A 13,462-nucleotide genomic window follows, 5' to 3' on the forward strand; every position below is an offset into this window, starting at 1 on the left:
TTAGAGAAACTCAATATTCGAATTTCAAAAAACGAGTTTAGAGTGCTAAAGCAACCGTCTACGTTTATCGATTTTTCTTCGAATGATTATCTTGGTTTTGCAAAATCTGAAGTTATTTTTGATAAAACGCATCAGTTTTTGGTTGATAAAAAAATTAAAATAAATGGTGCTACAGGAAGTAGATTATTGTCTGGAAATCATGCGTTATATAATAAGGTAGAGACAATGCTTAGCCAGTTTCATCAATCGCAAACTGCCACCATTTTTAACTCTGGTTACGATGCTAATTTGGGGTTCTTTTCTTGCGTTCCGCAACGTGGAGATATTATTTTGTATGATGAAGCCATTCATGCTTCCATAAGAGATGGCATTCAATTATCGAACGCAAAAGCCTTTAAATTTAAACATAATAATTTGGAAGATTTAGAAGAAAAACTTCTTAAACTAACTAAAAATAATCACAGTTGTAAGACTAAACATATAGAAGTTTATGTGGTTACAGAATCGGTTTTTTCTATGGATGGGGATTCGCCAGATTTAGCAACAATGTCACAAATCATTAATAGAAACAACGCTTTTTTTATTGTTGATGAAGCACACGCACTAGGTGTTTTTGGTAAAAATGGCTGCGGTCTTGTGCAAGCATTGCAACTTGAAAATGATGTTTTTGCAAGAATTATAACCTTCGGAAAAGCAATAGGTTGCCACGGCGCTGCTATTTTAGGAAGTAAAAAACTACAAGATTTTTTAGTAAATTTTGCCCGTAGTTTTATTTACACAACAGGTTTGTCTCCACATTCTGTGGCAACTATTAAAAGTGTCTATGAAGAAATGAATTTTCAAGTTCTTCATAAACAAAAGTTAGAAGAAAATATACAATTTTTTAAATCAACAATAGAAAAATTAGGCTTAGAAAAGATATTTATCTCCAGTAAATCGGCTATTCATTGTTGTGTTATTTCTGGAAATGATAACGTAAAAGAAATATCACATAAACTACTAGAAAAAGGGTTCGATGTAAAAGCAATTTTATCTCCTACTGTAAAGGAAAACCAAGAGCGTTTGCGTTTTTGTTTGCATAGTTACAATTCAAGTGAAGAAATGTATGAAGTGTTGCGTTTGTTAAGTATTTTTGTAAACGAAAAACCTATTACTATATAGCCTGAAAAATTAGAGCAAAACAAATAAAAAATTGGTGCCCATAATGCAATTTAAAAAACATTAAATGACCAATAAAAAACAATGCTGAAAAAAGTTTAGTTTAACAATACTATGACAAAAAAATACTTTATCACCGGAATTTCTACAGAAGTTGGTAAAACAGTGGCAGCAGCCATTGTAACGGAAGCTTTAGAAGCAGATTACTGGAAACCAATACAAGCCGGAGAATTAGACAATTCTGACACCCATAAAGTTGAACGATTCATTTCTAATAAGAAATCTAAATTTCATAAAAACTCGTATGCATTATTAACTCCTATGAGTCCGCATGCAGCAGCAGATATTGATAATGTTACTATTCATTTATCAAAAATAAACACACCAGAAACCAGCAACCATTTGGTAATTGAAGGCGCTGGTGGCTTGTTGGTTCCTATAAATAACACAAACACTATTTTAGATATTATAAAACCCGATTACAAAGTAATTGTAGTTTCTAGACATTATTTGGGCAGTATCAATCATACTTTATTAACTGTGAATTTATTGAAAGAAAAAGGGTTTGACGTCACTATTCTTTTCTCTGGAAATGAACATCCAACAACAGAAAGTATCATAAAAAAAATGACAAACGTTCCTATTCTTGGTCGTATTGATGAGGAGCCGTATTTTGACAAAAATGTCATTAAAGAATATGCAGATAAATTTAAAGATCAATTATTAAAATAAAATACAATTTCCTAAATATTTAGGAATACTTAGAACAAATGACATTACAAGAAAGAGATAAAAAACATATTTGGCACCCATTAACACAGCACAAATTACATCCAGAAACTATTGGAATTACCCACGCAAAAGGATGTATTTTAACAGATGAAAATGGCAACAAATACATAGATGCTATTGCCTCTTGGTATACCAATATGTACGGACATTGCAACCCATACATTACTTCTGTTGTAAGCAAGCAAATGCAGGTATTAGATCAAATTGTGTTTAGCGGTTTTACACATGAACCTGCCGTAAAATTATCTGAAGAACTCATTAAGATTTTACCCAATAATCAACAAAAAATATTCTTTTCAGACAATGGTTCTTCCTCTGTAGAAATAGGAATAAAAATGGCGTTGCAATTCCATTTTAATCAAGGAAACAAAAAAAATACTTTACTCGCTTTTGAAGATGGTTTTCATGGCGATACTTTTGGCGCCATGTCTGTTTCTAGTTTGTCTGTTTACAACGGACCTTTTGAAGATTTTTTCTTAGATGTACTCAGAATTCCAACACCAAACGGTAAAAATCACCAAGAAATTTTATCAAAATTACAAATAATTGTACAAGAAAATAACCTTGCAGGTTTTGTCTATGAACCATTGGTACAAGGAGCGGCTGCCATGAAAATGCACAATGCAGAAGGCTTAAATCTTATTTTAGAATTTTGCAAAAAACACAACATTATTACGGTGGCAGATGAAGTAATGACGGGTTTTGGAAAAACAGGAAGTAATTTTGCCTCTGATTTTATAACCACAAAACCAGATGTAATTTGCATGAGTAAAGCCTTAACTGCTGGTTTATTACCAATGGCAATTACCAGTTGTTCTCAAAAAATTTATGACGCTTTTTATTCAGAAGATATTACAAAAGGCTTATTTCATGGCCATACCTATTCTGCAAATCCGTTGGCTTGTACAGCTGCATTAGCTGGCATAGAATTGTTAACTTCAACAGAAATACAGCAAAATATTGCACGCATTATTTCTTCACATAAAATATTTAACGAAAAAATTAAAAAACATCCAAAGGTAAAAACAACACGCCAAACCGGAATTATTTTTGCCTTAGATTTAGATATAAAGATGGAGCGTTATGGCAATTTACGAGATAGGTTGTTCAAGTTTTTTATGGACAATGGTGTATTTCTTCGCCCCTTAGGAAACACTATTTATATACAAGCCGCCTATGTAATATCATCAGAAGAATTAGAAAAAGTATACCAAGTTATAGAAGAATGTTTAGACACTCTTTAGTGCCTTTTTTACAATTTTAAGCAGAAAGTCTATCACAATAAAATACGCTTATTAATCTATAAAAAAACACAATCTACAAGCCCTATTTTATGGCGACTAAACTGTATCTTTGTATTTAGAATGAATCCTAATAAATGAAAATCTCAAAATGAGTTTTAACAAACAAAATATATACAACGCCTTAGAAACCATAACAGCACCTGGTGAAGGAAAAAGTTTAATAGAAAACAAAAATGTTACCAACGTAGTAATTTTTGGCAATGAAGTAAATGTAGATGTAACCATTAATAATCCTACATTACAAGCAAAAAAGAAGATAGAAGCAGAAATTACAAAAGCCATTAAAACAAATGTATCTGAAGATATAGAGGTAAAAATAAATTTAAAGGTAGAAAAAACTGCACCCAAAGAAAATCCAAACCAAATTAAAGGAAAAGCAATTCCTAATATTAAAAACATTATAGCAATTGCTTCTGGTAAAGGTGGTGTTGGTAAATCTACAATAACAGCAAACACCGCTATTTCTCTGGCAAAAATGGGATTTAAAGTAGGTGTTTTAGATGCAGATATTTATGGCCCATCACAACATATTATGTTTGATGTAGAAAAAGCAAAACCACTTTCTGTAACCGTAGACGGACGCCCTAAAATGAAACCCGTAGAAAATTATGGTGTAAAATTATTGTCTTTAGGCTTTTTCACAGACCCAAATCAAGCAGTAATTTGGCGCGGACCAATGGCATCAAAAGCATTAAAACAATTAATATTTGATGCAGATTGGGGAACCTTAGATTTCCTTTTAATAGATTTACCTCCAGGAACTGGTGATGTGCATTTATCAATAGTGCAAGCATTACCAATTAATGGAGCAGTAATTGTAAGTACTCCTCAGAATATTGCCTTAGCAGACGCTAAAAAAGGAGTCGCAATGTTTCAACAAGAAAGTATTAATGTACCCGTTTTAGGAATTATAGAAAACATGGCATATTTTACACCAGAAGAATTACCAGATAATAAATATTATATTTTTGGAAAAGATGGTGCTAAAAATTTGGCAGAAGATATACAAACACAATTCTTAGGAGAAATTCCTTTAGTACAAAGTATTAGAGAAGCTGGTGATGTTGGGCATCCTGTAGCATTACAAGATGGCACCATTTTAGAAAAATCTTTTCAAGACATTACTAAAGAGATGCTTTCAGAATTATTAAAAAGAAATGCAGATTTACCACCCACAGAAGTTGTTAGAATTACAACAATGAGTGGTTGTAGCGCAGTAAAAAAATAAAATATGACAGCACAAGAAACCTTAAATAACGTAGAAAAAGCATTAGATGAAATTCGTCCGTTTTTAATAAGTGATGGAGGCAATATAAAGTTATTATCAATAGAAGATTCCATTGTAAAAGTGCAGTTAGAAGGCGCTTGTACAGGTTGTTCTGTAAATCATATGACCTTAAAAAACGGTGTAGAAGCAACCATAAAAAAGTATGCGCCACAAATAGAAGAAGTAATAAACATAACCTAAACTGATAAAAATCAGCTTTTAACCTTTTCTAATTCTATAATTTTGGGCGTTCCACGCAAAAAAGCGTGGTCGGGCTTTTCGCACTCGCTTTTTTTACTTCCAAAAAAGTAAAAAAGAGCTCAAACAATTGCTACAATCCCTAACGCGCTCATCAGCATAAAAAAATAAAAGAGCCTCTTTGCTAAAAACCAAGCAATTTCTCTATATAAATTAGCAAATTGCTTCATTTTTAGCAATCACAAAATAAAAGAAATAAAAATGATTACTACAGATATTTTAATTATTGGTGCCGGACCAACAGGGTTATTCACTGTTTTTGAAGCAGGATTGTTAAAATTACGTTGTCATCTTATAGACGCTTTACCACAAGTTGGCGGACAATGTTCAGAAATTTATCCAAAGAAACCCATTTATGATATTCCTGCTTATCCAGAAATTTTAGCAGGAGATTTATCTGATAAATTAATGGAACAAATTAAACAATTTGAACCAGGTTTAACTTTAGGAGAACGTGCAGAAACTATAGACAAACAAGAAGATGGCTCTTTTATTGTAACCACAAATAAAGGCACAAAACATCACGCACCCATAGTTGCCATTGCTGGTGGCTTAGGAAGTTTTGAACCTAGAAAACCACCAATTCCTAACATCTCAAATTTTGAAGATAAAGGTGTAGAATATATCATTCGTAATCCAGAATTATATAGAGATAAAAAAGTGGTTATTTCTGGTGGTGGAGATTCTGCTTTAGATTGGTCTATATTTTTAACAGACGTAGCTTCTTCTGTAACCTTAATACACAGAAGAAACGAATTTAGAGGCGCTTTAGATTCTGTAGACAAAGTGCAAGAATTAAAAGATGCTGGTAAAATTAATATGATTACGCCTGCAGAAGTTAAAGGTATTATTGGTACAGATAAAGTAACCGGAGTTACAGTGGCACAAAAAGGCAAAGAAGAATTTACCTTAGAAACAGACAATTTTATTCCACTTTTCGGCTTATCACCTAAATTGGGTCCTATTGCAAATTGGGGATTAGAAATAGAAAAAAATGCCATTAAAGTAAACAATGCTTTAGATTACCAAACCAACATTCCGGGCATTTATGCTATTGGAGATGTAAATACCTATCCAGGAAAACTAAAACTAATTTTATGCGGTTTTCACGAAGCAACATTAATGTGTCAAAGTGCTTACCAGCGTATTTTTCCAGACAAAAAGTATGTCATGAAATACACAACAGTTGGTGGTGTAGATGGTTTTGACGGAACTAGAAAAGAAGCACCAAAAGCCGTTGTTAAAAAGATTGAATAATAATTAAGTTTGAACACTTTTATAAGTGTTAAACTACAGGAATTAAAAAACCCGAAAGATGATATCTTTCGGGTTTTTTTATAATTTATCAGTTTTAATAATACAAAACTTACAATAACTTAAGTAACTTTTAAAAACCGCCTTAAAAAGTAAGACTTCCTTTATTATTCTACCAATGTAATAGCACTAGCTACAAATCGTCCATCTTCTAAAACACCAACTATTTCCGCCTTTCTAACTACATTACAAAAGCCAATATTTTCATCATGTGCATCACCAAAATCATCAATATTAAAACCATCAACAAAATAGGCTTTATCATCAATCTTCACAGCTAAACTACAACCAGCTTCAGAATCTAACTCAAACTGACACTGTCCGCAAGAAATATCTGCAACATGTTTTACTTCTTTCTTATTTGAGCAAGAAGCTAAAATTAAGATACTTAATATTAGTAATTTTTTCATAATTAACTTTTATATATAAACATTCTATTGAACACACAACAGTAATTATTACCCACTGCAACCATAACTAAAAAGGTATTCGATTAACAATAAATACTAAATTCTACCAATAATTACTTATTTTCCTCCCCAACTATCTCGTAAACCTACGGTTTTATTAAAAACTAAATTTTCAGGAGTGCTATCATCATCCACATTAAAATACCCCAAACGTTGAAACTGAAAACGCTCGCCAATTTTTGCAGTTTGCAAACTTGGTTCTAGAAAAGCTGTAATTTTTTCTAAAGAATTAGGATTCACAAATTCCATAAAATCTTTGTCTTTATGAGAATCTGGTGCTTCATCTAAAAACAACCTATCATAAGCCCTAACTTCTGCTTTTACAGCATGTTTTATAGAAACCCAATGCAAAGTACCTTTTACTTTTCGTTTGCTTTCTTCCGTATCCATACCAGATTTTGTTAACGGGTCATAAGTACATTGTATCTCTATTACATTTCCGTCTGCATCTTTTGTACAACTATTAGCAGTAATAAAATATGCGTTCTTTAAACGGACTTCTTTACCTAATTTTAATCGGAAAAACTTTTTATTTGCTTCTTCTCTAAAATCTTCTTTTTCTATATAAATTTCTCTAGAAAAAGGCACTTCTCTTCTGCCAAAACCATCTTCGTAATCATTATAATTGGCTGTTAACATTTCCCCATCTCCTTCAGGATAATTTGTAATTACCACTTTTACAGGATCTAAAACAGCCATTACTCTTTTAGCCGTATTATTTAAATCTTCACGAATTTTAAATTCTAAAAGAGCAACATCAATCACATTTTCACGCTTAGAAACACCTACTGTTTCAATAAAACTTTTAATAGCATTTGGTGTATAACCACGTCTTCTTAAACCAGAAATTGTTGGCATTCTTGGGTCATCCCAACCAGCAACAATTCCGTTTTCTACTAAGGTAAGCAACTTTCGTTTGCTCATAATGGTATAACTCAAATTCAAACGAGAAAACTCGCGCTGTTTTGGTGGTAACGAATATTCAGTTTTACTAAAATCATACACGTTATCTCTAAACCAATTGTACAATTCTCTATGAGGTTTAAACTCTAAAGAACACAAAGAATGCGAAATTTGCTCAATATAATCACTCTCACCGTGTGTCCAATCGTACATTGGGTAAATACACCAATCTGTACCTGTTCTATGATGAGATTTGTACATAATTCTATACATTAAAGGGTCTCTCATTAACATGTTTGGAGACTCCATATCTATTTTTGCACGCAATGTATGTTCACCCTCTTTAAACTTTCCGTCTTTCATTCCTTGAAACAATTCCAAGTTTTCTTCCACAGATCTATCTCTAAACGGACTATTTGTACCTACAGAAGTTGGTGTACCTTTTTGCACACGCATGTCTTCTGAAGATTGAGAATCTACATAGGCTTTTCCATTCTTAATTAACAACACCGCCCAATCAAACAATTGCTGAAAATAATCTGAAGAATAACATTCATTAGCCCAAGAATACCCCAACCAAGAAATATCTTTCTTAATAGCATCTACATATTCTTGCTCTTCTTTTGCCGGGTTTGTATCATCAAAACGTAAGTTTACAGGCGCATTGTAATCTAATCCCAACCCAAAACTAATTCCTATTGCTTTGGTATGACCAATATGCAAATATCCATTTGGTTCTGGCGGAAAACGAAAACGTAAATTTTCTTTTGGCATTCCATTGGCCAAATCTTCTTCAATAATTTGCTCTAAAAAATTGAGCGATTTCTTCTCTTCAGACATAAATTTATACGAAAAAATTAAGCTACAAAATTACGGAAAATACTTCATTGCTATTGTTAGTTTTGTAACAAAAATGTAAATTCTACTACTAATAGACAAACATGATTTACTATGAGCGATAAAATTAGAAATTACACCTGCCCAAAATGCAATTCTAAAACCTATAAATTAGGTCAAATGCGTGCAACTGGCGGAACCTTGTCAAAAATATTTGATATTCAAAATCAAAAATTTACCAGCGTAACTTGCGAACGTTGTACCTATACAGAATTTTACAAAACCAAAACAAGCGCCATCAGTAACGTTTTCGACTTTTTTACAAATTAACCTTTTGGGCGTTCCCTGTTAGGTCGCGCTTTACGTTATATCTTTTTTAATTAAATAAATGCTTCTAAAAAGTATTATGTAAGCACATTTAAAGAAATATCATTTCTAAAAAGTTCATACTCTCATTAAAAAAGGATGCCACTTCAATCGCTAACGCGGGCGTTTTAATCAATTAAAGTTCTTAAGAATCTACTTTATAGCTTTTTTTTTATCGTATTTTTGCAACTTAAAGTAAAAAAATAAACAGACCTGTAAGGTTTCAAAAAATAATTTAGTTGGGAATAATACAAGTAAATAACATTAAATTGTATGCGTATCACGGATGTTTAGATGAAGAAGCTAAAATTGGTAGTGAATACAAAATTGATGTAGAAATAAAAGCCAATTTAAAAAAATCTTCAAAAACCGATGAATTAGCAGACACGGTAGATTATGTGCATTTAAACCATATTGTAAAAGAAGAAATGGCTATTAGATCTAAGCTCTTAGAAGAAGTTGCAAATAGAATATTAGATAGAATTTTAAATGAACTTTCTATGGTTAAAAAAGCGAAAGTTTCTGTGGCAAAAATAAATCCACCTATTGGTGGCAATGTAAAAGAAGTGGTTGTAATTCTTACAAAAAAGAGATAAGACAAAAAAACACTTGTTATATTTATAAATTTGCTTAAATTTGCAATCCTTAAAATAGATGACCACATATTGGAAATTTATTTTAAACCTTAAAAGGTGTCTTGGCCGAGTGGCTAGGCAATGGTTTGCAAAACCATGTACAGCGGTTCGAATCCGCTAGACACCTCAAAAACCATAACTTACAAACTTGTAGGTTATGGTTTTTTTATAAATCTTATTTTTCAATACAGAAATTACGCCCATTTACAAATAATACCTCCCATAATTGCTAAAATAACAATCCAGTAACCACTATTTATAGCTATATATTTTGCTCTTTTTCTTTCAAACATTCCATTAATGGCAATAATTGGCATCACTAAAAAGAAACCTGTTAAGGCACCGTGTAATGTACCGTGTTTAAAAGTTCTATAATTGTTTCCATACTTTGTCATAAAATCTTCAAAATAAACAAGTACTTCTCCTTGTAATTCCGTAGAACCAGATTCTAAAAGAACAGAGAAAACACCCCATTGATGAATTACTATTGACTGTAAGATAAAAGTAATTAAAAAACTAAACACATACGATAAAATAAATGTTAACGCCATATTTTGTCCTGCTAAAGACTCTTTGGTAAATCCCATTTCTTTCATCCAAGCTTTACCAAATAAGGGTCCATACCACACAAAACCTATTACTAAAGGTACTATGGCCGCTATAAAAAAGATATAAAAATTTGATTCCATGTTAAAGTAGTTTTGGTTGTAATCCAAATATAGGGAATATCTTTTTGATTTTAAGATTGTTGCAAAAAAAAAACCAAAAACAGTAGTCTTTGGTTTTTCTTTAATTTTGTATTATCTATTTATTTAATCTTCATAGATTTTCCTATTGCTTCCAATTCAAACAAAAATGCTCTTTTATTTACAGAAGGCGCATACGTAAAACCTTCAAAAACAATTAACCGGTTATTTTTCTTATCTATAACAGTATAATTTACAAACGGCCCCGCCATAAAATCATTTTTCACTTCCCATTTTCCACGAGTTTCATACGCTTTTTTACCGTCAATAACTGCATCAAAAGTAAAAGGAGTATAGGCAACTTCTGTAATCATGTGCATGGTTTCTGGATCTGTACCAGGAATATATTTCTTACCAATTCTATTTCTAACAGCAACAATACTATCTGCCACTTTCGTTTCATCTTCTAACGGAACAGCATAAACTAAAATATTATTACTACCTGTTTTTGCAATTCCGCTTGTTAAATGATGACGTAACCATAAAAAATCTCCAGTGTCATCTACTAAATTAAATTTATCATGAATGGTAAATGAAACGCCTAAATTTTTCAAAGTTTTAAATTCGCTATCATCTAATTTAGATTTTGCAAACACATCTTGAGTCATCTTTATATCAGAATCTATATAAATATCTATAATCTCTTTTTTGTGTTTTTGAAACATTTTCACCAGTCCATCATCATCCTTTGCATAAATATAAATAATAGTTTGTGGTTTGGCATATACATCATGTTTTACAGTAAAACTTTCTTTAGTAGATTCTCCAATCACTAAAATATTTCTACTTACTTTCATCATATTTCCAAAACCATTTGGCGCTATTTGCGATACAGTAAAAGTAGGTTCTGGCTGGGGTAAACCCACTACTAACTCACCAAAAGAATTTCGTATTTCTTTACCTACATCACCAATCCAATCACTAGATTTTGTAACCACCATTACTTTGTTTATTTTGCCAATTGAAGTTCGCAAAACAAACTTGTCACTACCTGTGCAAGAAGCTAAAAAAGCAAAAATAACAAGCGTACATACTATTTTTTTCATATCGATTAGTTTTTTTTAATTATAGTTTGGGTCTTTAAAAATACTTTTGTACCAAATATTGTTCCAATTTATAATTTTAACTAAAAAATGTTAAAAAATTAAAAAAAACCAATAAAATAGGAGTTTTTAAAAGCTATTAAAGATAAAAATAGATAAAATTTACATTATAGATAATAAAACAATCATTTTAAAGTTTAAAATTTAGAAGCTTACTTTGGATAAACGCTTAATTGTTGGCCTATTTTTAAACGACTACTTTTTAAGCGATTCCAACGTTTTAATTCACTTACTCTTACTCCAAATTTATTCGCAATTTTACCTAAAAAATCGCCACTTCTTACTTTGTATCTTACACGTTTATCCATCTCAAAATACTTTGGTAATGGTTTTTCTCTTTTAGAAGCATCATCTTCTGCTAATGCATAAATTTGTGTTTCTTTATCTAAAAAATGAAAGGAATTTTTTCTTGGTAAAGTAATGGCATAATTTTTTCCTTCTACAAATGGAATAACATCTAATTTATAAGCAGGATTTAACAATTGAAGCAACTCTAAATTAATACCTGTTGTTTCTGAAATTTGATCGAAACTAATGGTCTTTTTAACGTGAATTGTATCCGTTTCAAAATGCCTAATTTGTGGTGCATCTGGAATTAATTCATGTTCTTTTTGATATTCAAACAAATACATAGTTGCATAAAAAGCTGGCACATATCCTGCCGTTTCTGAAGGTAAATACGGACGAATATTCCAATAATTTCTATAACCTCCAGAACGTTTTATAGCTTTTGCTACATTGCCTGGTCCAGAATTATAAGCAGCCAACGCCAAGTCCCAATCGCCAAAAATATTGTATAAATCTGATAAATATTTACAAGCTGCAATGGTTGATTTTAAAGGATCTTGTCTCTCATCTACATAAGAATTCACTTTTAAATTGTATTGAATACCAGTTGTGTACATAAATTGCCACAAACCTGTTGCGCCTGCTCTAGATTTTGCTGTAGGATTTAAAGTAGATTCTACAATTGCTAAATATTTCATTTCCAAAGGAATATCATATTGATCTAAATGCTTTTCAAACAAAGGAAAATAATAAGTTGCTTTTGCCATTAACGCCGGATAATACTTTTTCTGATATTTTAAATACCCTTTTATTACTTTTTCTAAAGCCGGATTATAAGCAATATGAAAAGGTGTTTTTACATTTATTTTTTGCAATCTATCTTTCAGTGTTTCTGTTGATAAATCTATAGAAGAAACATCACTTGTTTCTATATTTGCAATAATGTATTCTGATGTATCATATAATGGAGACTTGTACTTTGTATTCATTAACAAACTATCTATCAACATAATATCATAGTCAGAAAACAAATCTGCTTCGGTAATTTTTTTAGGCTCTGTACTGCTTTGTGCTTGTACTAAAACACTTACCGAAAAGAGTAGTAATAGGAAGATTTTTTTCATTTTATATATTTTAGATAAGCAAAAATTAAAGATTCTTTAAAAGAATCAGGCTATTTTTTCCTCATAGTAATTTTGTAATCTTAAAGATTTAGCTCTACAGCAATAGGACAATGATCTGAATGTTTGGCTTCAGGTAAAATATACGCTCTAGAAATCTTCTCTTTTAAAGGTTCTGAAACCATTGCATAATCTAAACGCCAACCTTTATTATTTGCTCTAGAATTTGCTCTGTAACTCCACCAAGAATATTCTTGTTTTTCTGGATGAACATAACGGAAACTATCTATAAATCCGCTATTTATAAACTCACCAATCCAGGTTCTTTCTTCGGGTAAAAACCCAGAAACACCTTTCATTTTAGGGTTATGAATGTCTATTTCTTGATGACAAATATTATAATCACCACAAATAACAAGATTTGGAATTTCTTGTTTTAAGGTATTGATATATTCTTGAAACTCATCCATAAAATTAAACTTAAAATTAAGCCTATCTGAATTAGTTCCTGAAGGTAAATACAAACTCATAATTGAAACGTCATCAAAATCTACACGTAAATTTCTACCCTCAAAATCCATAGATTCTATTCCTGTTCCGTATTCTATATGATTTGGTTTTTCTTTACAAAAAACAGCTACAGAAGAATATCCTTTTTTTTGTGCAGAAAACCAATAATGATATGGGTAACCCGCATTTTCAAAATCAGAAAGATCTAATTGTTCTTTATGTGCTTTGGTTTCTTGTATGCAAATTACATCTGGTTTAGCTGCTTGTAACCAATCTAAAAATCCTTTTTTTAATGCGGCTCTAATGCCGTTTACGTTGTATGATACTATTTTCATTTAAACTCTTTAAATTTCCTTTAAGACGGAAAATTTTGTATAATTTTATTTCTAT

14 protein-coding genes and 1 tRNA gene are annotated in these 13,462 nt (G+C 31.2%); 9 read left to right on the plus strand and 6 right to left on the minus strand.

Features of this window, described 5'->3' with window-relative positions; all coding sequences use genetic code 11:
• Positions 1 to 42 precede the first annotated feature (42 nt).
• The 6 genes from ACSHW5_RS05215 to ACSHW5_RS05240 all read left to right on the plus strand — a co-directional run bounded on the left by ACSHW5_RS05215 (position 43) and on the right by ACSHW5_RS05240 (position 6,036).
• Positions 43 to 1,161, plus strand: coding sequence for an aminotransferase class I/II-fold pyridoxal phosphate-dependent enzyme (locus tag ACSHW5_RS05215; protein ID WP_435675050.1), 1,119 nt, complete (start codon positions 43 to 45; stop codon positions 1,159 to 1,161).
• 111 nt (positions 1,162 to 1,272) lie between these two features.
• Entirely contained in the window at positions 1,273 to 1,890 is a 618-nt protein-coding gene (gene bioD, locus ACSHW5_RS05220; protein WP_435675051.1) for a dethiobiotin synthase, read from the plus strand.
• Between the two features lie 38 nt (positions 1,891 to 1,928).
• On the plus strand, positions 1,929 to 3,194 hold the full coding sequence (gene bioA, locus ACSHW5_RS05225) for an adenosylmethionine--8-amino-7-oxononanoate transaminase (protein WP_435675052.1): 1,266 nt from the start codon (positions 1,929 to 1,931) through the stop codon (positions 3,192 to 3,194).
• Positions 3,195 to 3,342: 148 nt separating this feature from the next.
• Positions 3,343 to 4,482: an Mrp/NBP35 family ATP-binding protein gene (locus ACSHW5_RS05230; protein WP_435675053.1), complete on the plus strand. Its 1,140-nt coding sequence runs from the start codon at positions 3,343 to 3,345 to the stop codon at positions 4,480 to 4,482.
• Positions 4,483 to 4,485: 3 nt separating this feature from the next.
• The gene (locus tag ACSHW5_RS05235; protein ID WP_435675054.1) at positions 4,486 to 4,722 is read left to right on the plus strand and encodes a NifU family protein; all 237 of its coding nucleotides are present in this window, start codon (positions 4,486 to 4,488) and stop codon (positions 4,720 to 4,722) included.
• A 258-nt stretch (positions 4,723 to 4,980) separates the two neighbouring features.
• Positions 4,981 to 6,036 carry an NAD(P)/FAD-dependent oxidoreductase gene (locus ACSHW5_RS05240; protein WP_435675055.1) on the plus strand — a complete coding sequence of 352 codons (1,056 nt, stop codon included), beginning with the start codon at positions 4,981 to 4,983 and terminating at the stop codon, positions 6,034 to 6,036.
• Between the two features lie 164 nt (positions 6,037 to 6,200).
• Here ACSHW5_RS05240 and ACSHW5_RS05245 read toward each other — a convergent pair whose 3' ends face one another.
• Together ACSHW5_RS05245 and ACSHW5_RS05250 are read right to left on the minus strand one after the other, a co-directional pair.
• Entirely contained in the window at positions 6,201 to 6,503 is a 303-nt protein-coding gene (locus ACSHW5_RS05245; RefSeq protein ID WP_435675056.1) for a DUF6370 family protein, read from the minus strand.
• A gap of 117 nt (positions 6,504 to 6,620) precedes the next feature.
• Positions 6,621 to 8,306 (minus strand): glutamine--tRNA ligase/YqeY domain fusion protein, encoded by a 1,686-nt coding sequence (locus ACSHW5_RS05250; protein WP_435675057.1) that lies wholly within the window; start codon positions 8,304 to 8,306, stop codon positions 6,621 to 6,623.
• A 111-nt stretch (positions 8,307 to 8,417) separates the two neighbouring features.
• On the opposite strand from ACSHW5_RS05250, the gene ACSHW5_RS05255 reads away from it, so the two are divergent.
• From ACSHW5_RS05255 to ACSHW5_RS05265, 3 genes are all read left to right on the plus strand, one after another.
• Entirely contained in the window at positions 8,418 to 8,633 is a 216-nt protein-coding gene (locus tag ACSHW5_RS05255) for a zinc ribbon domain-containing protein (RefSeq protein ID WP_435675058.1), read from the plus strand.
• Between the two features lie 275 nt (positions 8,634 to 8,908).
• On the plus strand, positions 8,909 to 9,265 hold the full coding sequence (gene folB / locus ACSHW5_RS05260; RefSeq protein WP_435675059.1) for a dihydroneopterin aldolase: 357 nt from the start codon (positions 8,909 to 8,911) through the stop codon (positions 9,263 to 9,265).
• 95 nt (positions 9,266 to 9,360) lie between these two features.
• Positions 9,361 to 9,431, plus strand: a tRNA-Cys gene (locus ACSHW5_RS05265).
• A gap of 67 nt (positions 9,432 to 9,498) precedes the next feature.
• Here the strand turns inward: ACSHW5_RS05265 and ACSHW5_RS05270 are convergent.
• The 4 genes from ACSHW5_RS05270 to ACSHW5_RS05285 form a co-directional block, all read right to left on the minus strand.
• Positions 9,499 to 9,993, minus strand: coding sequence for a DUF1761 domain-containing protein (locus ACSHW5_RS05270; protein WP_435675060.1), 495 nt, complete (start codon positions 9,991 to 9,993; stop codon positions 9,499 to 9,501).
• Positions 9,994 to 10,112: 119 nt separating this feature from the next.
• Positions 10,113 to 11,096 carry a DUF4837 family protein gene (locus tag ACSHW5_RS05275; protein WP_435675061.1) on the minus strand — a complete coding sequence of 328 codons (984 nt, stop codon included), beginning with the start codon at positions 11,094 to 11,096 and terminating at the stop codon, positions 10,113 to 10,115.
• 209 nt (positions 11,097 to 11,305) lie between these two features.
• Entirely contained in the window at positions 11,306 to 12,565 is a 1,260-nt protein-coding gene (locus ACSHW5_RS05280) for a transglycosylase SLT domain-containing protein (RefSeq protein ID WP_435675062.1), read from the minus strand.
• Positions 12,566 to 12,645: 80 nt separating this feature from the next.
• Positions 12,646 to 13,407, minus strand: coding sequence for an exodeoxyribonuclease III (locus tag ACSHW5_RS05285; protein WP_435675063.1), 762 nt, complete (start codon positions 13,405 to 13,407; stop codon positions 12,646 to 12,648).
• Between the last annotated feature and the right edge of the window lie 55 nt (positions 13,408 to 13,462).

The organism is Polaribacter sp. (genome assembly GCF_051251875.1).
Lineage (GTDB): Bacteria > Bacteroidota > Bacteroidia > Flavobacteriales > Flavobacteriaceae > Polaribacter.